The sequence below is a fragment of the Leptospira brenneri genome (genome assembly GCF_002812125.1).
GTDB lineage: Bacteria > Spirochaetota > Leptospiria > Leptospirales > Leptospiraceae > Leptospira_A > Leptospira_A brenneri.
Map to the genome: position 1 here is coordinate 133575 of NZ_NPDQ01000003.1, position 24510 is coordinate 158084.

Sequence of the window (24510 nt, forward strand, 5' to 3'; positions counted from 1 at the left end):
ATATTTCAAGTCATTTTCGCATAATGCGATTTATACGATATTGCCCCTATTTTGGTTTGGGAAGTTCGTAATGATAAAAAGTTCTTCCCGATTCTTTTTCTTTTAAGACAAGTAAGTAATGTGTTTTAGGGTTAAATACTTCAGAAAACTTGGTTCCCAGTTTGGTTTTGAAGTTTTCATAGTCTTCATCACCCACCTCGGCTCGTTTAAAAATCCAAGAGATATTTCTTTCAATCCCACCCCCATCATAATAACTTAAGTTTAACTCCAAACCTTCTTCTGAAGATTGAAGGATGGTATAAGTCCCCACAATGGATGGCAAAAATCCAAGAGGGTCTCCTTCCCCATACATTTCCGAAAAACTAAAGGTTTGATCAGATTTAAAGAATACAGGTAAGATCGTTCCTTGGTCATAGAAGGATATGGTGCCTTTTTCATTGGCTAAAACCAATTGTTTGAATCCAGAATAATGCCTTTCCGCTTTTCCAAATTGTTCGATGGTGCGTTTGATTTTATCAAAAGAAACCCAAGGATAAGAAACAAAACTTTCTTTTTGGATTTCTCCAAACTGAATCTCTGAAATACAAACCCGACCAGTAGAACCAAGTCCATAGGTTTCTAAAATTTCCAAACGAATGACATTCCCTTGGAACTTGGAATCCAAATCCAAAATCTGAAATCCCGATTTTCCAAATTTGGGTTTGTTTACTTCCAAATCCAAGGTCGAACCGATTTTCAATTTTGATTTGAAATCATCACTTTCCATCTCAAAAGAAGTGATTCGAAGTTTCTTTACCGCATCATTCAATTTCAAATCATTTGCAGATCTATGAAAACCATTAAACATTCGTAAGGCGTAGAATTGCGAATATGATTTTAAATATAAAGTAAAACCAGAACCCATTTCTTTTGCATTGGCACAAAATGCAGTCGTCAGTTTGTCATCCAAAGCAAATTCGGGACTAAACCTCCACGGTTCTTCTGGATTTACTTGTCCGAGACTTTGGGTTCTTAGATAGTCTAACTGTTTTTCTGAAGCCTTACATTGGAGGACAAATGAGAAAAAAAGAAGAGAGAACGATACAAGAAAATGATTTGCTACCGAATGAAAAAAGAGAAGGAGAATATGATTGGTTCAGACCCATGGACTGTCAAACCATGAATCTGAACGAAAAGTCGATCAAGCGAAAAACAATTTCTCTTAATCGATATAGTCTTTGAGTTTTTTGGAACGACTTGGGTGACGAAGCCTACGAAGAGCTTTGGCTTCAATCTGACGAATCCTTTCCCGAGTGACCTTAAACTGGTAACCAACCTCTTCCAAGGTCTGTGCATACCCATCATCCAGACCAAATCGCATTCGGATGACCTTCTGTTCCCTCGCAGGAAGTGTTTGTAAAACCTGACGGATTTGTTCAGAAAGAATGGAGGATGCCGCTGAGTTTAGAGGGGAAATCACTTCCTTGTCTTCGATAAAATCTCCGAGTTCCGAATCTTCTTCAGAACCCACAGGAATCTCGAGTGAAATTGGTTCCCGAGCTACGTTCTTCACCGCTTTTACTTTTTGAACCGGCCAACCGAGTCGTTCTGCGATTTCATCATTGGATGGATCGCGACCAAATTCTTGGACAAAAAGTCTTGTTTCCCGAATCACTTTATTGACCTGTTCGATCATGTGAACTGGAACACGGATGGTGCGTGCTTGGTCAGAGATAGCGCGAGTGATGGCCTGACGAATCCACCAAGTTGCATATGTAGAAAACTTATAACCTTTTTTGTATTCGAACTTATCTACAGCGCGGATCAGACCAATATTTCCTTCTTGGATTAGGTCAAAGAAATGCATCCCGCGATTCGCATAACGTTTTGCGATGGAGACCACCAAACGAAGGTTTGCTCGCACAAGTTCTCTTTTGGCTTGTGCAATTTCTCTCTCACCTTTGATGATTTTTTCACCCCAGTCTTTGATTTCGCCGACAGGAGAACCAGCTTCCTGTTCCATACGACGGAGTTTTCTTTCGTTGTTACGGATATCTTTGATGACTTCTCTGACTTCATCAATATCACAACCCATCATCTTTTCGATTTCATCTAGGTTTTCATTTTTTTCAATGAAACGGTTGAGGGCTTTGATTTCACGAACGTCATGTCCGTATTTGGCTTTGATTTTAAGGAAATGTTTTTCAATTTCCTTAACACGAAAAACCATTGATTTGATCTTTTGAGAGATCTTTTGGATTTCTTTTTGAGAAACTCCAATTTTCCGAATCGCTTCGTCAATTTTGCCAGTAGATAAATCGATTTTTTCTTTGAGTTCTTTGAACTTCTTAGAATTTTCAGAATACTTACGAATGCGGTTTGTGGATTCGTTGAGAACTTTTTCATCCTGTTGGATGAGTTCCATATTTTCAAAAAATACTTTTTCTAATTTGTCCGCCTGCTCTTGATTGAGGGCGTACATTTTGTCCACTTTGACCAAGTCATAAACTTTGATTTTTTTGGACTTTATCTTCGGAATGAGTTTTGCAAAGTTTTGACGTAAAATCGAAGAACTAAGAATGGTTTCTTCAATGATTTTTTCACCCTTCTCAATGCGTTTGGCAAGAAACACTTCTGTTTCTCCAGAGATAAGAGATACTTTACCAATTTCTTTTAAATAAAGGCGAATTGGGTCTTCTGAACTAGAAGAAACACTGGACTCTCTTTTTTTACGTGCAGGTTTCTCTTTCGTTTCTTTGGTTGTCTCTTCTTTAGTCGTTGTGAGGGAACTAGACTCTTCCAAAGATTTTTTGGAATACTCTTCAACAATTTCAATCCCCATCTCGTGTAAGAGAGTAAAGACATCATCGATCTTTTCGGAATTTAAGATTTTATCCGGAAGTATTTCATTGATTTCATCATAAGATACCTCTCGATTTGCTTTACCGATCGAGATGATCTTTTGTACTTCTGGTAGGCTTGCTAGATTTTCCATTCTACCTCTATCCTCTTTATACTTCTAACGTTTGGATCGTTCGGAGATACACGGATCTCTTATTTTTTTCACTTTTTAAAAGTGAAAGTTCTGACAAAAGATTGTTCTTTTCTTCAATCGTTAAGTCAGGTTTGGCCATCTCTTTGACAAGTTCTTCCATCCTTGCGTCATCCAACAAATCCGCATGGTAAAGAAACATCCCCTTAAATAACCCTGGTGTTGTCGATTCATCGGCCGTAAAATGTTCGGCAATCATTCCCAGGTACTCCGAAGGAATCTCTTCCCTCGAAAGAATTTCTGCAGCTGTTAGGTTCTCATTCTGCAAATACTTAGTATATAAATAGTCCCAAAGAAAAGCGGATACTTCATCTCGAAACTCCAGTGATAACAAATCATCCGCGAAACTAAAAAGTTCCAAATTCTGAATGAGCATTGCGATCATTTTCCGTTCACAAACCAAAACTGGTGAAAGTTTCCCAGGTTTGGCAGGAGTCCGTTCTTTTTTAGTATCGACCACAGAGGGGGTCGAAGTTACACCCGGCTTGCCACGAAAATCCTGAAAAAGCGAAGAAAAAGAGAGTCCGAGTTGGCGTGCCCCCTCTTCTAAATAGACTTGTTTGTCCGTTTCTTTTTCCATGGGTTTTAGGAATTCAAAAAGTTTTTTGACTCCGGCTTGTTTTTCTTCTGCCAAAGAGGAAGGACCGGCACCACCGAGAATCTCCCTGATCATAAATTGCGAAGCAGGAGCTGCCGATTCTAATAAATCACGAATTTCTTGTTTGTTATGATGGAGGGAATAATCGAAAGGATCTTTTCCTTCTGGGATATGGCAGACTTTTACCACTACACCTTCTTTTGAAAGTAGGTTTACAGCACGAAAAGCACCTTTGGTTCCCGCTTTATCCGAATCCATCATTAAGTACACTTTGTCCGCCATATTTTTGAGAATACGAACATGGCCTTCGGTAAAACCCGTTCCGAGCGGTGCGACCACAAACTCAATTCCTTTACGAAAGAGTCCAATGGCATCAAACACACCTTCGACGATGACAGCTTCTCTGGTTTTACGGATGCTATCTTGGGCTAGGTTCAAATTATAAAAAGTCCGGCTTTTATCGTAAATCAGAGAGTTGGGACTATTGATGTATTTGGCTTCTTCTGAATCGCCGAGAATCCTTCCCGAAAAAGCAATAACTCGTCCTCTTGTATCAATCACGGGAAACATAATCCGACTACGAAAAAAATCATAAGGATCTTTGTTTTGGTCTTGGCGTTTGAGTAGACCGAGCTGCTCCCCTAACTTCACTTCTGCTTCTGTTTTAAAAAGCTCTGATCGCAAATTACCAAATCCAGGAAGCCCAAATCCAATTTTAAAAACTTTTAAATCTTCCGAGTACATCCCGCGTGATTCTAAATATTTGAGAGCCACTTCACCAGCACTGGTATTTAAATTCCTCTGAAAGTATTCTAAGGCTTTTTGCGAAACTTGATAAAGGGCTTCTTTTTTACGTTCGGATTCTTCTTCCTCTTTGGTTCTTTCAACCAAAGGAATGCCAGAATAATCGGAAAGAATTTCTAAAGATTTGAGAAAGTCTACCTTTTGGTAGTCCATCACAAAACGAAACAAATCGCCAGAAGCCTTACATCCAAAGCAGTGATAAAATCCGCCTTCTGCGTTTACATTAAAGGAAGGAGTTTTTTCATTATGGAAAGGACAAATTCCAACAAGGTTTCTTCCCATACGACGTAAGGGAACGAATCTGTTGATGTATGAATCAATAGAGACTTCTCTGCGAACTCTTTCTTTAAAACTTTGGTAAGGATTCACAGTATAACAGTATTAACGGACGCTAAGTGCTTGTTTAACGAGGGAGGATACCTTGGAGCCGTCTATATTTTGTCCTTTAAATTTTGCCATTACTTTACCCATCACCTTTCCCATATCCTGGGCTCCGCTAACATTTAACTCTCCCATGGCTTCGGTAACAGCCTTAGAGATTTCTTCATCGGAGACTTCTTTTGGAATATAACGTGAGATGACTTCTGCTTCCTGAATTTCTTTTTTCGAAAGATCTGGACGATTGGCTTTGTCGTATTCGACAGCAGTGTCCTTTCTTCGTTTGAAATTGGATTTTAGGATCTGCATGACTGCAGTGTCAGAAAGTTCGGAAGCACCGGTTTTAGTTAATTCATATTGAATTTCTGCTTTTAAGAGACGCAAAGTGCCAAGGACGGCTTCATCCTTAGCCTTTAAGGCCGTCTTTAGATCGGTATTGATCGTCTCTTGCAGGGTCATAGGAAAACCGGCTTAAAGATTAAAGTTTATCTTTTTTAGCGAATAATCTTTTCTTTTTGTCTCGTTTGCGTTTTGCAGCCTCAACAGCTTTCTTTTTCACAACGCTAGGCTTTTCAAAGTATTCTCTACGTTTGATTTCGCTCATGATTCCAGCATTCGCACAATCTCTTTTGAACCGTCGAAGCGCCGCCTCGATAGATTCCCCTTCTTTTAAATAAATCCCTACTTGTGGGGTCATAGACAAACAACTGTCCTTTTGTAAAAATGGTCTAGTTTTGACGGTATCGGAAACCGCCCTGATTTGTCAATTCAGCAGGAAAAGGATTCAGAAATTTTCGATGAAAATCGAAGAAAACCGGGAATCATCCGTCAAAATGGCCTTGTCGATCGGAAAAATCTTCAATTTATAATCCAAAATTAAATGTTTAGAGGGAAAGTAAAGCGATCCAAACCTGTTGTTCGCCCCATCCAAGGTCTCTCCCGGACAAAATAGAAAATAGGATCTTGGGTTCAATTGGAAGTTGAACTCATTTTCTCTCGTTTCTTTGTGGAGAGTGGTTGTGACTTCCCTTAAGATTTCTTGGCTTTTGACCACCCCCATTGGTTTGAAAAAAGGAGAAAGGTCTTGCAGGTGAAAAAAAGCAATCACTCCCGACTGCACATCCCCAGAAAATGATTTCTCCATTTTCTTTCGGATAGGATCTGTAATCGTTTGAAAATCCAGAAAGTTCTTTTCTCGTAAAGAAATCCCCGTCGCGCAAAAGGTCAAAACCTGGTTGGATAGATCTTCCCAGTTTCGTTTGGAAAGTTCTGGTTCCATATCCTGAACCACGAGAATAAAAACGGGTACTTCCCCTTCCGGAAGGCGCATGATACTTATTTTTAACTCTCTTCCGAGTTCCGAAAAACTCCCCAGTGGTCTTGGATCTAAAAACTCCAAATGACGAACCAGGTCTGGCATCTTTTCGGAAACAAGTCCTCGGAGCCAATCCTCTTTTTCCGTCCTACCAAATTCATAAACAATTTCGCCCGCAAGATAGACCCAGCCCAAATGGACTCCGACACTGGCAAAACTGATTCCCAGCCTTCTTGCATGGTATTCTGTCATTTGCATACAGGGTGATGTGCTTACATGTGTTGGATTTATCATGAGAATCTAGTTTTAGTATCGGATGCACCAAGGGCAATCAAAAGGAGAAAGGATTGCTCCTAACGTGATCTCCCCAAAATGGAGTAAAAACTACTCGGGGAACCTGTGAACGCAACACCGAAACAAAAAAAACTCATCTCTCTATCGCAATTCATTCTAGAAGAGCAACTCAAAATCCCTCATGCCTCCGGAGAATTTACCGCCCTACTCAGCCACCTCGTTTACGCAGCCAAAATTGTAGGTCGAGAAGTCAGAAAGGCCGGACTCCTAGACGATATCCTTGGTGCTACCGAAGATACCAATGTCCAAGGCGAAACCCAAATGAAATTGGACCAATACGCAGACAATGCCTTCAACCAATCTCTTAAAATTTGTGGTCACCTTTGTGTCCTAGCCAGCGAAGAACATGAAAATATCATCCCAATCCCTGGTGGATACAATATGGGTAAGTACACGATGGCGATCGACCCTCTTGATGGATCCTCGAATATTGACACGAATGTATCCATCGGAACGATATTTTCTATCCACCAAAGATTAGAACCCAATTCGAAAGAACCTGGGGAAGAACGAGACCTCCTCCAAAAAGGCCATTTACAACGTTGTGCTGGTTATATCATTTATGGATCGTCTACCATGCTTGTCCTCTCCACTGGAAAGGGAGTTTCCGGTTTTACCTTAGATCCAAGTGTGGGGGAATTTTTACTCTCTCATCCCCATATGCAAATGCCAGAGTCTGGGGACATTTATTCTGCTAATGAGGGAAATGCCTCGTATTGGTCTCCAGAAGTCCAGGCCTACCTTCAAAAAATCAAGTCCATCGAAGGAGGAAAAAAACCGAAAACTGCTCGTTACATCGGTTCCCTCGTAGCGGATTTCCATAGAAACTTACTCAAAGGTGGGATTTTCCTATATCCTAACGATACAAAATCCTCTAAATACCCGAATGGAAAATTACGTTTATTGTATGAAGCCGCACCAATGGCCTATATAGCCGAACAGGCAGGTGGAATGGCAGTGACGGTAAAAGGTGAAAGGATTCTGGACCTCAGTCCGAAAGAGCTACATGAAAGAACAACGCTCATTATTGGAAGCAAGAAGGAAGTAGAAGAATTCCTTACATTTGTTCCTAAGGGATAATTTTCTAAAGAAATAAAGAAATTTCTTTCATTGGAAATCGTAATCGAGTAGCTTTGGCAGAATTAAAAGATTTTAGGAGAAAACTTTCAATGAATAAAAAACTACTCGTTTTAATTCTTGGTGTAACTATGGCTTCTGGACTTGCTTTCTGCAAAAAAGAAGAACCAGTTGTTGAAGAAAAAATCGAAACTGTTGAAGATGCAGCGAAAAAAGTAACTACAGAAGTAGAGAAAAAAGTAGATGCAGCAGTAAAAACTGCAGAAGCAGAAGCTAAAAAAGCTGCGAACAACGCGATTAAAGACGCAACAAAAGACATTAAAAAACCAGCAGGTTTCTAATCATCTTTTTCTGTAAAAAGAGAACCAACCGTTTTTACGGTTGGTTTTTTATTTTCTACAGGATTCCATTTCTAAAAACAAATTTTTGATTTACTTTCCCACCGGCTAATAAGTAAAAAAATAAATCAAAAATTCAAACCTTACAAAACGCTTTTAACTTTCCGAATACTTAATCTTTGCATGGAGTTCTTCTTCCAAAGCACATTTAGGATAGGTTCCCACATCAAGTGAGGTTCCGATATGACCGAAAGGATCTTGGGGAGAAATGATCCGTAAATCCCAACCATTCACAATCCACGGACATTGGTAATTTTTGTCCCGGCAAAGAATCTGTGCTGCTTTTGGTTTGGGATAGGCCCAAGCAGAAGTTTGGAACTTACATTTGTTTTCTATCTCTGCAATCGTGCGAATTCTTTTGATGGCTTGGTCAAATTCTTTAAACCGGTGGATCATAGGATCGGCAAGGTCTTTACGAAAAACTCCCTTCTCCGCATTGTAAGTAAACATTACAAGAAGTTTCTCAGAAACATGTTCTTTATCATTCGTCGCTTTTAAATTCTCAATGATATAACGTGCAATTTTTAAAGCATCCAGTGTCACTTCTGCTGTGTCATCTGCATACTCACCAGCTTCTTCTTCATCATCACTGGCATCATCTTCCATCCCACTACCTGTCAATAAGTCTTGGTTGAGTTGGTGTTTGCGAAGTTCTTCAACGTTGACTGTGGCAGGAACCACCCCAGGAATTTCAAAATTACTGGAGCCATGATTATTAATAGCACTGATGACTTCTTCCGGAAGGTTAAGTTTTCTTGCAATTTCTAAAGAAAGATTTACCGCAGGAGTTAAAGAAGATCCAAAAAAACTTTGTTTGTATAAACCTTCTTTAGAAACAGAAATATCAGCACAAAGACCAGCTAAAAAACTAAAACGGTTCACCATTTTAAAACCGTATTGTTTTTGAATGACCGAGCCTAAACTCAAAAGTCCAAAGTCAGCAAGATGGTTGAAAAACTCTTTATGAGTGAGTAGGATTCGGAAAAAAGATAAGGCCAGGGATTTTGAATAAAAAGAATTTTGAATGATACCTTTCAAACTTGCCATTCGTTCCGCATTTTGTTCATACAAATGGAAAATAAATTCATTGGATCTGTCTTCGATTCGACTTAAAATAGCCTTGGAGAGAACCATCCGAAGCATTCTCATCAAATCCTTGGACATTGCTAATTTAAATGAAGGAATGTAGTTTCCTTCCATACCTTCCAGTTTATTTAAAATGTTTTCTTTAATTGCAACTTTTTCTTTGATTAGGATATTTCCATTTTTACCAACAACAGGTTCACTAAGAGATACAGAACCTAACAAATCATAATCAACAGCAAAATTTTTAAATTCATTGAATTCTAAGAATTCGATACCGGCATTCGTAATTTTCATAACTATCCTATAGAAAGTGTCTCATAGGATACCCTCTGAGAGCAAGATTTTTGCTTTCCTTCTGCGTCTAAATAGTGTAGTTTTTTAGAGGTTTTGGAGGTTCTATTTGGTTTCTTCTATCCCCAAAGACTCACAATCCGTGAGCGAATTAAAAGAGTTCTACAGACAAATGGTACTTATACGAAAGTTTGAGGAAGCCGCAGCCAAGGCCTATAGCGTGGGAAAGATTGGCGGTTTTTTACATTTGTACATTGGCCAAGAAGCAGTTGGAGTTGGTTCCATTGCGGCCCTAACTCCGAAAGACTATATTGTTTCTACTTATCGTGACCATGGCCATGCTTTGGCCAGAGGTTTGAATCCAAAACCTCTCATGGCAGAGTTATTTGGAAAAGGAACTGGAATTTCAAAAGGTAACGGCGGTTCGATGCATTTCTTTGACCGTAACGCTCACTTTATGGGTGGGCACGGGATTGTTGGTGGTCATATCTCTCTTGCTGCCGGCATTGCTTTTGCCTCCAAATTCAAAAAAGAAGATTCAGTTACCATTTGTTTTTTTGGAGAAGGTGCAGCCAATATTGGATCCTTCCATGAGGGCTTAAACCTTGCGGCCATTTGGAAACTCCCTGTTGTTTTTATTTGCGAGAATAACCATTATGCAATGGGAACACCAGAATACCGAGCTCTTGCAGTCAAAGATGTTTCGGTTCGGGCTTATGCATACGACATGGCTCGTGACCATATCGAAGGCGATGAAGTGAGAAAAGTAAGAGACCACGTGCAAGTAGCGGTGGAACGAGCGAGGCGCGGTGAAGGACCCACTCTCATTGAAGTTTCCACTTACCGTTTCCGCGGACACTCCATGTCCGATCCTGCAAAATATAGAACGAAGGAAGAATTGGAAGCTTATAAAAAGAAAGATCCTCTCATGCGAGCAAGACACGAACTAGAATTAGGTGGTATTAAAACAGAGGAATTGGACAAAATGGATTTAGAAATCCAAACTCAAATTGAAGAAGCCTACGAGTATGCTGAGACCTCACCGGAACCTCCCCTTTCTCAACTACACAAGCATGTGTATGCGGAGGATAAATAAATGGCCATCCTTACTTATAGAGAGGCGCTAAACAGAGCCATGGTGGAAGAGATGGAAAAAGATCCTTCCATCTATCTGATGGGAGAAGAAGTCGGTCATTACCAAGGAGCTTATAAAGTTTCGCAAGGAATGCTGGATAAGTTTGGTGAAGAACGAGTGATTGACACACCTATTTCCGAAAATGGATTTGCGGGGATTGGAGTGGGTTCTGCCATGGTGGGTCTACGTCCCATCATAGAATTTATGACTTGGAATTTTTCTCTTGTTGCCATTGACCAAATCATCAACTCCGCAGCGAAAATGAATTATATGAGTGGCGGGCAGTTCCCGATGCCGATTGTCTTTCGTGGTGCCGGTGGTGCGGGAGGGAGACTGGGCGCTCAACATTCCCAAGCTTTTGAATCCTGGTATGCCCATTGCCCTGGACTCAAAGTGGTTTGTCCTGCCACACCGAAAGATGCTTACGGGTTACTCAAATCATCCATCAGGGACAATAACCCCACAATCTTTATCGAATCAGAAGTGTTATACGGTTCCAAGGGAGAAGTTCCGGAACAGGAATACACAATCCCATTAGGTCTGGGAGAAATTAAACGGAAAGGTACTGACATTACCCTCATCACTTGGTCGAGGGCCCTCGGATTTGCGGAAGAAGCAGCTTCTATCTTAGAAAAAGAAGGAATCTCTGTGGAGATTGTGGACTTACGCAGTTTACGTCCGTTAGATGAAAATCTGATCTACGAATCGGTAAAAAAAACAAACCGTGCCGTGGTTGTAGAAGAAGGATGGCCAGTCGCTGGATTTGGAGCACAGATTGCTTACCTTATCCAAAAGAATGCTTTTGCTTATTTGGACCATCCAGTAGAACGAGTCACACAAATGGACGTACCGATGTCTTACGCTGCCAACTTAGAAAGAATGAGTTTGCCCAATGCAACAAGAGTTGCCGATACCATCCGCGAGATGTTACAGTAGGAGAACCATAATGGCAAAAATCCAAGAAATGACCCAACTTTCGCCCACGATGGAGGAAGGAACCATTGTGAAATGGTTAAAAAAAGAAGGAGATTCTGTGTCTCCCGGTGACATCATCGCAGAAGTAGAAACAGACAAAGCAGTGATGGAAATGGAAGCCTTTGAATCCGGTGTGATTTTAAAAATCTTACATACGGAAGGTGCCAAGTTAAAAGTCGGAGTAGCACTGGCTGTGATTGGAAAACCAGGAGAAGACATCGCATCCCTGTTAGCTGGAATTCCACCAAAAGCAGCACCAACACAAAGTCTGACTACCGAAGTAACCTCTCCTAAGGAAATCGTAAATCAAGAGCCAAAGCAAGACCCGACCATAACGAAACCAGTGAACGAAACCTCCACTGCATCCATACAACCTCAAACGCAAATCACGAGAGAAAATGGAGCTGGTGCAGGAATTTCTTCCAACCGAGGAAGTTTACGTGTTCTTGCTTCTCCACTGGCGAAGTCCATCGCCATCGAACACGGAATCGATTTACATACCGTCATTGGCACGGGCCCCGAAGGGAGAATCACCAAAAACGATGTACTGGATACATTAAACAAAGGAACAAACCCTCGAGTGTCCGGAACATCAGCCCCCCTTCCCGATGAAGTAGTTCCCTTAAATGGAATGCGTAAAACCATTGCCAAACGACTCACGGAATCAAAACAAAATCTCCCCCACTTTTATTTGAATGTGGATGTGAACGCGAAAGGTTTGGAAACCTTTCGTTCAGGACTTTTGGAATTCCAAAAACATTTAGGCCCAGAAGACCAAGTAAAGGTCAGCTTAAATGATATCATCGTGAAAGCAACAGCAACAGCCCTTAAATTCCATCCCAAGGTAAACGCTAGTTTTCAAGGAGATTCCATTTTACAATTCGGTCGAGTGGACATCGGAATTGCGGTCTCTTTGGATGGAGGTCTCTTAACGCCTGTCATACGAAATGCAGATAAAAAATCAGTTTTGGAAATCTCCAAAGAAGTAAAGGAACTCGCCAAACGAGCTCGCGAACGGAAACTAAAACCCGAAGAGTTTTCCGATGGAACCTTTACCATTTCCAATTTGGGGATGTATGGAATCAGTCGGTTTACGGCCATCATCAACGAACCAGAAAGTGGAATCCTGGCAGTGGGTTCTGTGGAAGAAAAACCTGTTGTGGAAAATGGTTCTGTGGTAGCAGGAAGAGTTCTGTCTCTGACCCTTTCCTGCGACCATCGAGTGATCGATGGTGCTGTCGGGGCCGAATTCCTAAGAACCTTAAAAAGCCTTTTAGAAGAGCCTAGCCTGATGGCAGGTCTTGCTTGAACCTTTTTGATTTTTAGTTAGGATTAAGCGGCAAAAAAGTCTGCGCTTTGGATGTCGGCGATGGGGATACGGACCACTCCATTTGCCAAGTTCCCGATCACAACGTCGTCCATCATTTGGCGATTTTTATCGAGTTCAATGCTTTGTCCGTCTTTTAGGTGGAGAACGATGTCGATTCCACGGTAGTGGATGTATCTTTCGAGTGTGTTTTTGAATTTATGTGCTTTGTCCATCTGGTTTTGTTTCCCTTATCTTTGTAACTTACAAAGGGTATCGTACGAAGTTAATGAGACCTTTAGAAAATTTTGTCTCATTACGTAAGTTTTTTTTGACAGTATCAGGAAACCGGGAGAATTATGTCACATGAAGCCTGAGAACACAACCGCTGCCACGCCTGGCGTACGGAAAGCCGCCCTCCTCCTTTTATCCCTTGGCAAAGAAAGAGCTGCCGATGTTCTAAAACACCTAGATGACTCCATGCTTGAGGCTGTGATTCTGGAAATGTCCAAAATCAGATCCATATCCAAAGAAGAAAGAGAAGTCATTCTCAAAGAATTTCATAATACCATTGAAGACTTAAACGATACCACTTCCGGTGGACTTTCTACCGCAAAATCCCTTCTAGAACAAACTGTGGGAACAGAAAAAGCCAATGTGATCTTAAAGAAGATCCATAAAGAAGAAACAAAGAACGATTTTGAATTTTTAAACCAAGTAGAGCCCTCTGTTTTACAAGGAATGCTTGGGACAGAATCTCCTCAGATCATTGCCGTAACCCTTTCTCATTTAGATCCGAAAAAAGCAGCCGATGTTTTGAAACTCTTTCCCAAACCAGAACAGGCGAAGATCGCAGTACGACTCGCCACCACATCCAAAACCCATCCCGATGTGATCCAAAACATAGCCCGTATCTTAAAGAAACGATACGAAGAAAGGGACAAACAGGAATACTCCGAGGCCGGTGGTGCTCATGTCCTTGCGAACATTTTGAACTTTATGGAAAAAGGGGCAGAAGAAACCATCCTTTCGGAATTAGAAGAATCCTCTCCCGATGTGGCCGACCAAGTGCGTGAAAAACTCTATACTTTCGAAGATATCTTGTCACTTGATAATAAAGAAATGCGAATCCTCATCAACAGGCTCGCCGATGATACGGCAATCTCTCTTGCCATCCGTGGAGCTGGTGATGAAATTCGAAAAAAATTCTTAAACAATATGAGCCAAAATAGATCAGAAGATATTTTAGATGCTCTGGATATGAAACCCCGAGTCACCTTACGAGAGATTAACGAAGCAAGAAGTAAAATTGTACAAGTGGCAAGGGTTTTAGAAGAAGAAAATCAGATTTTGTTTAAGAAGGAAAAAGAAGAGTATATAGAATAAAGGGGAAAAACCGATGGCGGAGTTGACGGGGCTCGAACCCGCGACATCCTGCGTGACAGGCAGGCACTCTAACCAACTGAGCTACAACTCCATCGGAATAAAAACCAAACTATAGAATCGACCCCGAGAGTCAACACTGTTTTCATTTGTTTTCTTGCCTTTCGTTAGAATTTTTAGAATCTGGTATTGGTTCTATGCAAATTGAAGAAAAAAAAGCCAAAGATCTTTTCAAGGATCGTATCTTTACCCTTTCCAACTTTCTCTCTATTTCTCGAGTGTTGTTATTACCTTTTTTTTTCCAGAGCACTTATACCTATGCACATGATCCGGCAAACTTAAAAGAGTTATTTGCTTCCATATTTTACGCACTCGCTGCCGTTTTTAGTGATTATTTAGATGGGCTCTTTGCTCGACTCCTCCACCAAGAAACAACTCTCGGTAGATACTTAGATCCAGTTTGCGATAAATTCGTAACCTTAGGAGGACTTTTTGTTGTTACCATTCATTTTGATTTTCCCAGTTGGATCCTCATTGTTTACTTCATCCGAGAAGTTCTTGGTGTTTGGCTTGGCGGGTATTTGTATTTAAAAAGAGGTTTGCAAGGTAGACCGAACTGGTGGGGAAAATTTGGAGTGGGGATCGTGGCCGTTTCTGTCATTTGGTATATGTCTTTACCTTACTTCTTACAGTTCGGAGCACCCTATCCTTTTTTACTCCATCCTGAAATCTCAGCTTATGTGCTGATCTTTGTTTTATCAGCAGGTGTCCTTGCTTATATCCTTCGGTATTGGAATATTGTTTTCCATCCAGAAGCAATTGAACTTGATCCAGAAAACAAAAAACAAGCAAAGAAATACCAAAAGATATAAATTACCTTTTCCAAAATCTTCAAAATGTTTTTTTCTTAGTTTTTGTGAATCACCTTTTTGGGTTTTGATTTTTGTTTGGCCAATTTTTCATATACTCTTAGTTTTAGTTTGAGAATTTCTAATGTTTCCTTCATAACCGCTTTGCCATGTTCCCCATCAATTTCCCGAACAAACCGAATGACCATTCCAAGGGTGTGACTAAAATACAATGCGAAAGGTCGGATTTCCGATTCCTTTAAGTTCGGAAGACAACGCAAAGTAGTTTTTACGATTAAGTCAGCATTTCGATAGGTATCGCGATTGTCCTCGGAAACTAATTCAGGTATGGCCCTGGCACCCGCCCAGAGATTGGCCAGTGCTGGATCTTTTTGAAATATAGAAACAAACTGTTTAAAAGCTTTTTCAGAAGCTATTTCCAATTCATAAATTGTCTGCACAGGCTCTAAGATTTTTTTTGTTTCTTCATACAAGGAATCATAGTATTGATTCATGATTGTTAATAATAAAACGCTCTTTCCCGGGAAGTATTGGTACAAAGATCCAATTTGAATTCCAGCGGTTTGGGCGATTTCCCGCATACTTACGGCATCGATTCCTTTTTCACCAATTAAGTCCCTTGCTGTTTTTAAAATGAGTTCCACTCGATCTCGGCTTCTGCTTTGAACGGGGACTTTGAACTCGAGACTCATAGGAAAAGGAGATTTTTTTTGCGTTTATTTGCACTTCTTTTTTTCTTAATTTCAATTTAGATCTTGACTCATTCCAAAATATGATCAATGATCCAATAAACGTGATCATTGATCATATTAAAAAACGAGGGGAAAATGGATCCTGTAAAAAACAATCAATCTGACTCTAATAGAATTATAGATAAATCAGATACAATTTGTATCGTTGGTGCGGGGCCAGCTGGCCTTGTTATGGCAAGATCCCTACTTTCAAAAGGGATACCATTTCAGGTTTTTGAAAAACATAACGATGTGGGTGGAATTTGGGACATTCATAATCCAGGATCTCCCATGTATGAAAGCGCTCACTTTATCTCTTCAAAATATTTATCCAGTTATTTTGATTTCCCAATGCCTGATGACTATCCAGATTATCCATCCAATAGGCAAATTTTAAAATACCACAGAGAATTTGCCAAAACATTTGGCCTCTACCCTTCCATTCAGTTTAATACATCAATTAGCGAAATAAAAGAACAGGATGGCCTTTGGTTTGTAGAAACAAGTTCCAAGGAAAAGTATATATTCGGAGGAATCGTTTGCGCCAGTGGAATTACTTGGTCACCGAACCAACCTAATTTAGAAGGAGAAAATAGTTTTACCGGACAAATATTACATAGTGTAAACTATAAATCGCCAGACATATTTCGTGGGAAACGCACATTGATTGTTGGTGCTGGAAACTCTGGTTGTGATATTGCTTGCGATGCAGGAGCCAATGCTAACCAAGCATTTATTAGTGTTAGAAGAGGTTATCATTTTATACCAAAACATATTTTCGGACAACCTGCAGATGTATTTGGAGACGGAGCTCATTGGATTCCAAACTGGATATCTCAATTGGTATTTGGGAAATTGTTGAAGTTGATCGTCGGTGATTTAACAAAACTTGGTTTGCCTGCACCTGATCATAAGATATTTGAAACTCATCCAATCATCAACGATCAGTTAATACATAATTTAAGACATGGGGATGTCATTGCAAAACCGGACATTCAAAAACTAGAAGGTGATTCAGTGGTGTTCAAAGATGGGTCTAAAGAAAAAATAGACATCATTATCCTTGCCACTGGATATAACTGGTCTATCCCATACATGGATCAAAAATATTTCGAATGGAAACATGGTAGGCCAGATCTCTACTTAACCTTATTCAATCGAAACTTTGAAAACTTATATGCTCTAGGTTATATGGAAACTGACGGCGGTGCTTACAAAATGTTTGATGAAATGGCGAATTTAATCGCATCTTACATTGAATCAAAACGGAAATCTGATCCATCGGCAATTCGATTTTCAAAATACATAAAATCGGACACACCGCCTTTAAACGGAAATATTCACTATTTAAATACTGGCAGACATTCCGTTTATGTGAACCAAGTCGCCTATAAAAATTACAGAGCCAAAATTCAAAAGAAAATGGGATGGAAAGAACTGAGTCCAGGCCAGTTTCATTTCTTAAAAAAATCAAACCAATCAAGTTTAAAATCAGAGACACTCCCATCTACGGGAGAATCAAAATGAATCAGAATCATAAATTTGCTCTGATTACCGGAGGGGGCGGAGCCATTGCGGAAGCAATTGCCATCAGATTAGAAGATGAAGGTTATCAATTGTTACTTTCTGATATTAGCTTAGAGAAAATGACAAGAATCAAAGGGCTTTTGAAAGGAAATCCAAAGTTTTATGTCTGTGACCAAACGAATCCTGATGATATCCAAAAGTTAGTTCAAAACATCCAAAGAGACTGTCCGTCTATTGATGTTTTAATCAATAATGCAGGGTATACAAAAGAAGGACCTTTTACGAGCCAATCATTGAAAGATATAAATAGGCAAATTTGGATCAATTTACTAAGTCCGATTCAAATCATTCATGGAATTTTACCACTAATGCTGAAACAAGGCCAAGGATCCATTGTCTCGGTGGTGTCGATCGGTGGCATTGTTGCCTTGGCTGATTCTTCCATTTATTCAGCAGGTAAATTTGGTCTTAGAGGTTTTTTAACCGCACTCTATGAAGAACTAAAAAATACCAATATTAAGGTTTCTGGAATTTATCCTGCAGCTGTGGACACACCTATGCTTTTACATGAGGCACTAAATGGCGGAACTGTTCTCAATTGGATCAATCCAGTACAACCACCAGATGCAGTGGCGAAAGCAGTTCTCCAAGGGATAAAAAAAGGGACGTTGGAAATTTATGTACCGTATTCTGATGGGCTAGTCTCAAGACTTGTAGCCATTTTCCCTTGGCTTATGGGGAAATTATCACCACTTCTCAAATGGTATGGGGAAAGTCAGAAACAAAAGTGGCTAAAGTCAAAAGGAATCAAATAAACTAATTTACTTGAGATCAGTGGAAGGCAAATGAATGGGATAATAGCTCCAAAGCTAAATACATTGCTTTGGAGGTTCTATTATCCCAATCTTACGTAATTAACGTCTTTTTTTCTTTCTTGCGACTTTCTTCTTCGCTGCTTTTTTCTTAGCAGTTTTCTTTTTCGCAGGTCTCTTTTTAGCGACTACTTTCTTAGCTTTTTTCTTTGCCGCTTTCTTCTTCTTAGCTGCCTTTTTCTTTTTAGGAGCCGCTTTTTTAGCTTTTTTCTTAGCTGCTTTCTTTTTTGCGGCTTTTTTCTTCTTAGGAGCTGCTTTTTTAACCACTACTGCCACTTCCGGAGCAGGTTCTTCTTGAATCTGTGGTATTTCTATTGTTTCGTTTTCTTCCATACGTGTAACCTTATGAAGATAATATCAAATCTTCCTTCTGGGTACGATATCAAAGCTAGGATTATTAAAAGTAAATTCATTTTTTTTTGTATGATAAAACATGACTCATTTATTTGAAAATGATTCTAGTTTAATGAATTTATCTACAGAAGATCAAAATCATAACCCTTAAAAATTGGTAAGATCAATTCACCTAACCCCTAAATACGGATTCATCCTGTTTCTTCTGATTTTAGGCGGTCATTTTGTAAACGATGGATTTCTTTTTGGTATTCTTCTGCTTTATCAGGACGTTTTGACTTTTGATAGAGTCTGCTTAGGATCCTGATCACGGGAATTACCTCAGGTTTACGACTGTAAATCCGTTCTGCCATGTCGATTGCCTCTCCAATTAAGTTTGCTTTTGCATATTGAATGGCTCCATCGAGGATCATTTGGAGTCCAGAGGGATGGAGATTCGAAAAATTCTCAGCTGCAAGACCCGCTTCTGCCGGTTTCTCCAGTTTACGATACACTCGGTACAATAATTTCCATACTGCCGGGTCAGAGCCGTGAATCTCCGCATACTCTTTAAGCAAATTAAGGGCTTCCTTATAATTGTTTTTCTGGATCAAACGAATTGATTCTTGTAGTTCGTTTTCATGAAGTTTCATATCCTCGGCAGATTGAAAGCGGAACCGAATGCTGAGTAAGGAAAGGTCATCTGTCAATTCACCCACTTTTTGAAGGCGTTTTCCAAGAGATTCAATGTCTCCACTACTTTCCTCCACTTGGCGTAAAATAGAGGTATGATCTACATTGATCACACGATTGGCCTTAGCATCAAAGCCAATACTGAGATCATCTCTCCCATCAGAACCAAGAATAATGGTGTCTCCTGGACGAATCCAACAGGTTTCGATCCTTGCTTTGTCTTTATGCATCCCCAATTTGAAATTGGTAGCCTCTTCAGAAAGAAAACTTGCCTTTCCATCTCGATAACGAATGGGAAAGGGATGTTCTGCATTGATGTAGTATAAAAATCCATTTTCCTCATCAACCAAACCAAGTAGGAGAGACATGGACATAGAACCGTCAAATCCTTCAAAAACATCATTGAGATCACTGAGAGCTGTATGCAACCAACGTTCAGGGTAGTATCCAGATAAAATTCCTTCTCTATGAGTTCTTTCCACAAGGGCTCGAAAGGCTGTTCCAAAAACAAGAACCCCACCGGCTCCTTGCATGGATTTTCCCATGGCATCCCCATTGGCAAATACAGAATAACTGCGACCGCGAAGGACAATTTGGTCGGCAACACAGATATCACCACCGAGTTCATACTCCCGACTCTTAAACTGGAATGATTTCTTTTGTTTGATATAGGTTTGGAATTCCACTGTTTGAGAATGAATTCGAATTCCTGATAGCGGGCGAATGAGAAGTGAAGTGAGATAATAATCTCCATCTTGTTGGTATTTCAAACGACTCACCTCACCGATGGCATCTTCATAAGAGCGGTTGAGGGTGCGTAACATAAGTCCCAGTAAAAATAAAATCGAAATGCCTGTGATGAGAAAGTCTTCACGCCTCGCTTTGTCAGTGGAATAATCAAAAAACCATTCAGGGTGATAGGTTTGTATGGAATTCAAAACAAAAACGGCGGAGACAAAAAATACAATTGCCAACCAATCAAATTTTTTTCCGAGAATGAGCATATTCAAAACCAAGATAGGAGCAAGTAACATCAGGTTGGCACTGACAATCCCACCACTGTATTGAATCTGCAAAAATGAAGTAAGCGAACTGATGATAAAAGTAGGAAGGATGAGGCTTTGAAATTTGTTTTGGAACCTTGCTAGATAATAAAAAATACAAGCAAAACCAAATGCTACCCACAAAGCGATGAGGCCACCCATTTCAAATCCTTCTCGAAAGAATTCAGAACTAAGGCCCACTCCCATGGCAATGATTCCCGCGAGGAGAGTTCCGTTTAGGATCCTGTGGCGCATAACAAATTTTTCTTGAGATCCGAGAACAAAGGAAACAAGGTCTGCAAACAACTTTGAAAACTTTCTTTGCATCACAAATACATTGATTTCACGCATCGGATCTCTCCCTTAGAAAAAAAATCCGAAGGTGAGTTGCAGATTCTTACCCAAATCAAACGGGTCGGTCAAAGCTGCTTACCTTGGAATGTAAGGGGTAATATGACAAAAAACCGACAATTGTCGATTATTTTTTAAAAGTAGGGTATCAAAAAGAATCCAAAACAAAATACTTTAGTCCTCCGAACGATCGGAAGAAATTTTATTTCCTAGGTGGTAAGTATTCAGGGAGGTAAGATCGTAAATAAGCGACAGCTGCCCTTCCCGCTTCACTCACCATCTCATCAGAGATATCTCCTCCTTCTCGAAAGGAAAAACGAAAAACAGAATCAATCAGTGAAACTGCAATCCCAATCTTTTTTGCTATATCAGGTACTTCTGGCAATCGAAACCTTTCCTCCACCTGCGATAGAGCAATCTTGACTATGGTGGAATCTAAAGTTTTGCCTATATGCATCGTCTCTTCATTTCGAACTCCATAAACCACTCTGATCAGTGACCTATCTTCTCTTACAACAGAGGCGGCCTCCCTAGCAAGGAAATACACATAACTTTGCCAAGTTTCAAATTCAGATGTATCCACTCCTTCCAACCTGGCAGAAACAAGATCCGCATGAACCAATCGTAGCCCCAGGTACATGGCTCCAATATTCGGAAAAAAATGATACGCGGAAGCTCTCGGAATTTTGGCACGAACACAAACCTTTGCATAAGTCACTGCTTCTGGTTCTTCAATTCGCAAAAGTTCCCGGAGAGCCTGGAGAAGGATCTTTCTACGGCCACCGATTCGACCTTCATCTGAGTTTTCATCCACGGGTATGGGATGAGATTTCTTCTGGTGGGTTTCTTTTCTTCTTTGTTTTCGCATTGCCATCGACAAATGCCGAGTTTTCATTGAATTTCAAGCAAAAATTATCTATTAAGGTGAAAAATACTCGACAAATGCCCAATTTGTTATATTTTATAATCGACAGATGTCGGGTTTTGATTTTGATCCATTCTGGAGAAGGAAATATCGATGAAAGATTCAAAAATAGAAACAGTTCGGAAGTCCATGCTTTCCGCCTGTATCAAGTTAGCTGATTTAGGATTTTTAGCAGGTGTTGGTGGAAATTTAGCAGTCAGAATTGATTCTAAACTTATGGCGGTTACTCCCTCTGCCACTGATTATTATACAATGAAACCAGAAGACCTTTGTATCTTAGAAATCAAAAGTCTCAAAATGGTAGAAGGAACCAAACAACCAACTACCGAAAGTGGGATCCATGCCTCGTTTTTCACATTAAGACCAGAACTCGAAGTGAGTTTACACACTCATCAACCACTGGCAAGTGCCGTCACTCTTCTTGGTTTAGATATGGAGATTACTTCTACAGAAGGAAAAAAGAATATTGGTTCTTACTTAAGGTCTGTATCTTACGCACCCTCAGGTACCTCCTTTCTCGTAAGTGCTTTTCGAAAAAGAATCAATACCGAAACAAATGGTTATCTACTGAGAAACCACGGAATTGTTTGTGGAGCGTTTACACTAGAGCAAGCAATCGAGAATGTAAAGTTAATCGAGAAAGAAGCAGCACGTTTTCTTCGAACCAGAATTGAAACAAATACGAATTTATCTCATATGACAATTCCGATGAAACAACAGTTACTATCGGCACTGTAACAATAAAAAAGAAAAACCTTATGCAGATTCTGTGAATGGTAACAACCAAATAAAAAAGGTATAAACATGAAATCGAATATTCTTACAAAAAAAAATCCGAAACAAATTACATCTTCAGACGAACAGGAACTAAAAAGTTTATGGCATCGATTGGAAACGAAAGGTCTATTACAAGATCATAAAGCAGACCTTTCTTTCCGACTCCCAGGTAAAGGAAGTTTCCTTCTCATGCATCGCGAAGAAGGAAAAAAATCAAAAGTAGAAATAACAGAATATAAAATTGAGAATCCTACCGAATCTTTAAGGATTCATTTGATCAGTGATGAAACATTAAATCTAATTCGGTTTCATGCAAGTATCTATTCTTTAAGACCAGATATAGGTGCCGTTGCTTCATTTCAACCAGTTTGGAGTTCTTTACTGAAAACACTGGACCATCCCCTTCCCCTCGTTTTTGACGAACAATGTCGCCAGTTAGGTGCACCTGTTGTCGCGATCCCAAAACATATAGACGGTTCTGCAGAAAAAAGCCCGATTCTCCTCAATGGAGCCAATGCATTTCTGGATGAAGACAATGTTGTGATTACAAGCGTAACTCGAGACAAAGCCATTTATAATTGTGAGTTAATTGAAAAATGTTCCAAAGCCTATCTTCTCGCCCATTCGACAGGAAGCCCGATTCGAAGCATTCCATGGTGGGTTCGATTCATTGCCAAAAGCCGACTCATAAAGGATGAAAAAAAAGCAAGTCGGGCCTATGCTCTTGGCCAAGCACCGACAGGGTTTAAAGCTTACTAAAGTTTTTAAACTTTAGAATTCCTTTATTTGATACCTAAATAAATATCAAACCTAGAATGATTGGGGTCTATTGCATCGACCCCATAAATTTCTAAGTCAGCAATATACGATCTATTTTTTCTATACTCTTCTTCAGACCAAATTTTTTTCCAGGCCTCAAGTCCGATGTTAGTAATCGGACCCCAATCAGTTGAAACTTTGGTATACTCTGATCTCGGAATTTGAAGAGAAAAAAGATTGGGTGGTAAAGATTCAATCCTTTCAACGGCGGCTCCAATAAACATCGTATATTCACCGTTTTCATCCGATTCAAATTCTGTATACACTGCCATCCATTCCGATGGATTCATTCTATTGGGAATCTGAGATAATATCCCTTCTCCCAAGAACTGTCCCCAAAGGGCGGCAATCTTTCCGTTCCCTGAGATTTCCGCTGCATTTGATGTGCGAGTTTTGATTCCCACTAATGTGATAGGATTTAATTCAATTTTCTGAACGACTTTGTTTTTCATGGTCCCATCTTATCTGAAAGGAAAACCAGGATCTTGACTATTTGTGCTTTTTTATCAAAATCAAAAAAGAAATTCGAGAGGAAGATGAAGCTCTAAAATTTGCGGTGTTTGAAACAAAAATCCTATTTGATAGGGATATAGATTTCTGATTCGGGTTTTGTTTCCGATTGGAAGCGGTCATCAAACAAATCAAAATCATCACTAAACTCGCGCTCAAATCCCGTGTTTGGCATCCAAGTTCCGTAGATGTATTTCCATCCATTCAGAATATCATGATTTTGATTTCCAGGAACGGTAAAAACCATATATTTTGCAGGTTTCATTCGATGCAAAACAAACCCAGGAGGAACCTCGGATTCTTTTCTGACAACTGAACCAATGAGAACATCAAAATTTTCCGCATAATCCCAGTTTGTATAGATCCCCAGAAGAGAATCTCCCATTCGATTGGGAATTCCATTCATCAAACCATTTCCAATAAATTCTCCCCAAAATTTAGGAATATCAATTTCATTTTGGCATTTCTGCATCGTGGTTCTATGGACCTTCCCCATAAGAAAAAATTCATTTTTGGTAACGATATGAGTTTTGATTTGGGAACCATCGATTCTAATTCCATCTCTCAAAGGTTCAATTTCCAATTTACCGAAATTTCTGTGCTCCAATTCTTTTCTGTAATCAGAAGGATTCATTCCATACTCTGTCCGGAAAGCTCGTAAAAAAGATTCGGGAGTTGCGTAATGGTATTTAAAAGCGATATCAATGATTTTATCTTTTCCTAAAATCAAATCATTACCCGCTTCCGTAAGTCTTCGTTTTTTTAAATAGGTGTAAACAGAGTATCCGGTTACATACCGGAAGATACGTTGGAAATGCCATCTGGATTGGAAGGCATTTTTAGAAACATCTTCCACCGTTATATTTTCCGTTAAATGCTTTTCAATGAAATTGATCGCAAGTTGGATGTGGTCATAATAATCCATAGGT

The 24510-nt window shown here is 39.8% G+C and carries 25 protein-coding genes and 1 tRNA gene; 11 read left to right on the top strand and 15 right to left on the bottom strand.

What is annotated here, in order from left to right; genetic code table 11:
* Positions 1-46 precede the first annotated feature (46 nt).
* The 6 genes from CH361_RS07260 to CH361_RS07285 form a co-directional block, all read right to left on the bottom strand.
* Positions 47-949, bottom strand: coding sequence for a hypothetical protein (locus tag CH361_RS07260; protein WP_244279679.1), 903 nt, complete (start codon positions 947-949; stop codon positions 47-49).
* Positions 950-1201: 252 nt separating this feature from the next.
* Positions 1202-2974, bottom strand: coding sequence for an RNA polymerase sigma factor RpoD (rpoD, locus tag CH361_RS07265; protein ID WP_012388553.1), 1773 nt, complete (start codon positions 2972-2974; stop codon positions 1202-1204).
* Between the two features lie 16 nt (positions 2975-2990).
* Positions 2991-4802: a DNA primase gene (gene dnaG / locus CH361_RS07270; protein ID WP_100790173.1), complete on the bottom strand. Its 1812-nt coding sequence runs from the start codon at positions 4800-4802 to the stop codon at positions 2991-2993.
* 12 nt (positions 4803-4814) lie between these two features.
* A complete protein-coding gene (locus tag CH361_RS07275; protein WP_100790174.1) occupies positions 4815-5270 on the bottom strand; it encodes a GatB/YqeY domain-containing protein in 456 nt (151 codons plus the stop codon).
* Positions 5271-5289: 19 nt separating this feature from the next.
* Positions 5290-5508, bottom strand: a complete 219-nt coding sequence (rpsU, locus tag CH361_RS07280) for a 30S ribosomal protein S21 (RefSeq protein ID WP_002973784.1) — start codon at positions 5506-5508, stop codon at positions 5290-5292.
* A gap of 87 nt (positions 5509-5595) precedes the next feature.
* Complete coding sequence (locus CH361_RS07285; RefSeq protein ID WP_100790175.1) at positions 5596-6420, bottom strand: hypothetical protein; 825 nt, start codon at positions 6418-6420, stop codon at positions 5596-5598.
* Between the two features lie 105 nt (positions 6421-6525).
* Here CH361_RS07285 and fbp point away from each other — a divergent pair, with 105 nt between their 5' ends.
* Positions 6526-7560 carry a class 1 fructose-bisphosphatase gene (fbp, locus tag CH361_RS07290; RefSeq protein ID WP_100790176.1) on the top strand — a complete coding sequence of 345 codons (1035 nt, stop codon included), beginning with the start codon at positions 6526-6528 and terminating at the stop codon, positions 7558-7560.
* Positions 7561-7613: 53 nt separating this feature from the next.
* Positions 7614-7898 carry a hypothetical protein gene (locus CH361_RS07295; protein WP_244279681.1) on the top strand — a complete coding sequence of 95 codons (285 nt, stop codon included), beginning with the start codon at positions 7614-7616 and terminating at the stop codon, positions 7896-7898.
* 153 nt (positions 7899-8051) lie between these two features.
* Here CH361_RS07295 and CH361_RS07300 read toward each other — a convergent pair whose 3' ends face one another.
* Positions 8052-9335 (bottom strand): hypothetical protein, encoded by a 1284-nt coding sequence (locus tag CH361_RS07300; RefSeq protein WP_100790177.1) that lies wholly within the window; start codon positions 9333-9335, stop codon positions 8052-8054.
* 106 nt (positions 9336-9441) lie between these two features.
* On the opposite strand from CH361_RS07300, the gene pdhA reads away from it, so the two are divergent.
* The 3 genes from pdhA to CH361_RS07315 are packed head-to-tail and all read left to right on the top strand — an operon-like array spanning position 9442 to position 12751.
* A complete protein-coding gene (pdhA, locus tag CH361_RS07305) occupies positions 9442-10428 on the top strand; it encodes a pyruvate dehydrogenase (acetyl-transferring) E1 component subunit alpha (RefSeq protein ID WP_100790178.1) in 987 nt (328 codons plus the stop codon).
* Positions 10429-11403 carry a pyruvate dehydrogenase complex E1 component subunit beta gene (locus CH361_RS07310; protein ID WP_100790179.1) on the top strand — a complete coding sequence of 325 codons (975 nt, stop codon included), beginning with the start codon at positions 10429-10431 and terminating at the stop codon, positions 11401-11403.
* Between the two features lie 10 nt (positions 11404-11413).
* Positions 11414-12751 (top strand): pyruvate dehydrogenase complex dihydrolipoamide acetyltransferase, encoded by a 1338-nt coding sequence (locus CH361_RS07315; RefSeq protein ID WP_100790180.1) that lies wholly within the window; start codon positions 11414-11416, stop codon positions 12749-12751.
* A gap of 23 nt (positions 12752-12774) precedes the next feature.
* On the opposite strand, the gene CH361_RS07320 is transcribed toward CH361_RS07315, so the two are convergent.
* Positions 12775-12984, bottom strand: a complete 210-nt coding sequence (locus CH361_RS07320) for a hypothetical protein (protein ID WP_002973897.1) — start codon at positions 12982-12984, stop codon at positions 12775-12777.
* Positions 12985-13114: 130 nt separating this feature from the next.
* On the opposite strand from CH361_RS07320, the gene fliG reads away from it, so the two are divergent.
* Positions 13115-14134 carry a flagellar motor switch protein FliG gene (fliG, locus tag CH361_RS07325; protein WP_100790181.1) on the top strand — a complete coding sequence of 340 codons (1020 nt, stop codon included), beginning with the start codon at positions 13115-13117 and terminating at the stop codon, positions 14132-14134.
* Between the two features lie 14 nt (positions 14135-14148).
* Here fliG and CH361_RS07330 read toward each other — a convergent pair.
* A tRNA-Asp gene (locus CH361_RS07330) sits at positions 14149-14225 on the bottom strand.
* A 103-nt stretch (positions 14226-14328) separates the two neighbouring features.
* Between CH361_RS07330 and CH361_RS07335 the strand changes: the two genes are divergently transcribed.
* Entirely contained in the window at positions 14329-15003 is a 675-nt protein-coding gene (locus CH361_RS07335) for a CDP-alcohol phosphatidyltransferase family protein (protein WP_100790504.1), read from the top strand.
* A 35-nt stretch (positions 15004-15038) separates the two neighbouring features.
* Here the strand turns inward: CH361_RS07335 and CH361_RS07340 are convergent, their stop codons facing one another.
* Positions 15039-15692 (bottom strand): TetR/AcrR family transcriptional regulator, encoded by a 654-nt coding sequence (locus tag CH361_RS07340; RefSeq protein WP_100790182.1) that lies wholly within the window; start codon positions 15690-15692, stop codon positions 15039-15041.
* A 135-nt stretch (positions 15693-15827) separates the two neighbouring features.
* On the opposite strand from CH361_RS07340, the gene CH361_RS07345 reads away from it, so the two are divergent.
* The gene (locus tag CH361_RS07345) at positions 15828-17258 is read left to right on the top strand and encodes a flavin-containing monooxygenase (protein WP_100790183.1); all 1431 of its coding nucleotides are present in this window, start codon (positions 15828-15830) and stop codon (positions 17256-17258) included.
* Positions 17255-18073, top strand: a complete 819-nt coding sequence (locus CH361_RS07350) for an SDR family NAD(P)-dependent oxidoreductase (RefSeq protein ID WP_244279691.1) — start codon at positions 17255-17257, stop codon at positions 18071-18073. The genes CH361_RS07345 and CH361_RS07350 overlap by 4 nt, the downstream gene beginning before the upstream one ends.
* Positions 18074-18172: 99 nt before the next feature.
* Here the strand turns inward: CH361_RS07350 and CH361_RS07355 are convergent, their stop codons facing one another.
* The 3 genes from CH361_RS07355 to CH361_RS07365 form a co-directional block, all read right to left on the bottom strand.
* Positions 18173-18463, bottom strand: a complete 291-nt coding sequence (locus CH361_RS07355; protein WP_100790184.1) for a hypothetical protein — start codon at positions 18461-18463, stop codon at positions 18173-18175.
* Positions 18464-18675: 212 nt separating this feature from the next.
* The gene (locus CH361_RS07360; RefSeq protein WP_100790185.1) at positions 18676-20550 is read right to left on the bottom strand and encodes a SpoIIE family protein phosphatase; all 1875 of its coding nucleotides are present in this window, start codon (positions 20548-20550) and stop codon (positions 18676-18678) included.
* 202 nt (positions 20551-20752) lie between these two features.
* The gene (locus tag CH361_RS07365) at positions 20753-21445 is read right to left on the bottom strand and encodes a TetR/AcrR family transcriptional regulator (RefSeq protein WP_425268673.1); all 693 of its coding nucleotides are present in this window, start codon (positions 21443-21445) and stop codon (positions 20753-20755) included.
* A gap of 123 nt (positions 21446-21568) precedes the next feature.
* Between CH361_RS07365 and CH361_RS07370 the strand changes: the two genes are divergently transcribed.
* Both CH361_RS07370 and CH361_RS07375 read left to right on the top strand, forming a co-directional pair.
* Positions 21569-22213, top strand: coding sequence for a class II aldolase/adducin family protein (locus tag CH361_RS07370; protein ID WP_208861406.1), 645 nt, complete (start codon positions 21569-21571; stop codon positions 22211-22213).
* A 66-nt stretch (positions 22214-22279) separates the two neighbouring features.
* Positions 22280-23011 carry an aldose epimerase gene (locus tag CH361_RS07375; protein ID WP_100790187.1) on the top strand — a complete coding sequence of 244 codons (732 nt, stop codon included), beginning with the start codon at positions 22280-22282 and terminating at the stop codon, positions 23009-23011.
* 23 nt (positions 23012-23034) lie between these two features.
* Here the strand turns inward: CH361_RS07375 and CH361_RS07380 are convergent, their stop codons facing one another.
* Both CH361_RS07380 and CH361_RS07385 read right to left on the bottom strand, forming a co-directional pair.
* Positions 23035-23523 carry a GyrI-like domain-containing protein gene (locus CH361_RS07380; RefSeq protein WP_100790188.1) on the bottom strand — a complete coding sequence of 163 codons (489 nt, stop codon included), beginning with the start codon at positions 23521-23523 and terminating at the stop codon, positions 23035-23037.
* Between the two features lie 122 nt (positions 23524-23645).
* On the bottom strand, positions 23646-24506 hold the full coding sequence (locus tag CH361_RS07385; RefSeq protein WP_100790189.1) for an AraC family transcriptional regulator: 861 nt from the start codon (positions 24504-24506) through the stop codon (positions 23646-23648).
* Between the last annotated feature and the right edge of the window lie 4 nt (positions 24507-24510).

Coding starts and splice junctions, on each gene's coding strand:
- rpoD (WP_012388553.1), bottom strand. CDS start 2,974: ATGGAAAATCTAGCAAGCCTACCAGAAGTACAAAAGATCATCTCGATC.
- CH361_RS07275 (WP_100790174.1), bottom strand. CDS start 5,270: ATGACCCTGCAAGAGACGATCAATACCGATCTAAAGACGGCCTTAAAG.
- rpsU (WP_002973784.1), bottom strand. CDS start 5,508: ATGACCCCACAAGTAGGGATTTATTTAAAAGAAGGGGAATCTATCGAG.
- CH361_RS07285 (WP_100790175.1), bottom strand. CDS start 6,420: ATGATAAATCCAACACATGTAAGCACATCACCCTGTATGCAAATGACA.
- CH361_RS07300 (WP_100790177.1), bottom strand. CDS start 9,335: ATGAAAATTACGAATGCCGGTATCGAATTCTTAGAATTCAATGAATTT.
- CH361_RS07310 (WP_100790179.1), top strand. CDS start 10,429: ATGGCCATCCTTACTTATAGAGAGGCGCTAAACAGAGCCATGGTGGAA.
- CH361_RS07315 (WP_100790180.1), top strand. CDS start 11,414: ATGGCAAAAATCCAAGAAATGACCCAACTTTCGCCCACGATGGAGGAA.
- CH361_RS07320 (WP_002973897.1), bottom strand. CDS start 12,984: ATGGACAAAGCACATAAATTCAAAAACACACTCGAAAGATACATCCAC.
- fliG (WP_100790181.1), top strand. CDS start 13,115: ATGAAGCCTGAGAACACAACCGCTGCCACGCCTGGCGTACGGAAAGCC.
- CH361_RS07335 (WP_100790504.1), top strand. CDS start 14,329: ATGCAAATTGAAGAAAAAAAAGCCAAAGATCTTTTCAAGGATCGTATC.
- CH361_RS07340 (WP_100790182.1), bottom strand. CDS start 15,692: ATGAGTCTCGAGTTCAAAGTCCCCGTTCAAAGCAGAAGCCGAGATCGA.
- CH361_RS07345 (WP_100790183.1), top strand. CDS start 15,828: ATGGATCCTGTAAAAAACAATCAATCTGACTCTAATAGAATTATAGAT.
- CH361_RS07350 (WP_244279691.1), top strand. CDS start 17,255: ATGAATCAGAATCATAAATTTGCTCTGATTACCGGAGGGGGCGGAGCC.
- CH361_RS07355 (WP_100790184.1), bottom strand. CDS start 18,463: ATGGAAGAAAACGAAACAATAGAAATACCACAGATTCAAGAAGAACCT.
- CH361_RS07360 (WP_100790185.1), bottom strand. CDS start 20,550: ATGCGTGAAATCAATGTATTTGTGATGCAAAGAAAGTTTTCAAAGTTG.
- CH361_RS07365 (WP_425268673.1), bottom strand. CDS start 21,445: ATGAAAACTCGGCATTTGTCGATGGCAATGCGAAAACAAAGAAGAAAA.
- CH361_RS07370 (WP_208861406.1), top strand. CDS start 21,569: ATGAAAGATTCAAAAATAGAAACAGTTCGGAAGTCCATGCTTTCCGCC.
- CH361_RS07375 (WP_100790187.1), top strand. CDS start 22,280: ATGAAATCGAATATTCTTACAAAAAAAAATCCGAAACAAATTACATCT.
- CH361_RS07380 (WP_100790188.1), bottom strand. CDS start 23,523: ATGAAAAACAAAGTCGTTCAGAAAATTGAATTAAATCCTATCACATTA.
- CH361_RS07385 (WP_100790189.1), bottom strand. CDS start 24,506: ATGGATTATTATGACCACATCCAACTTGCGATCAATTTCATTGAAAAG.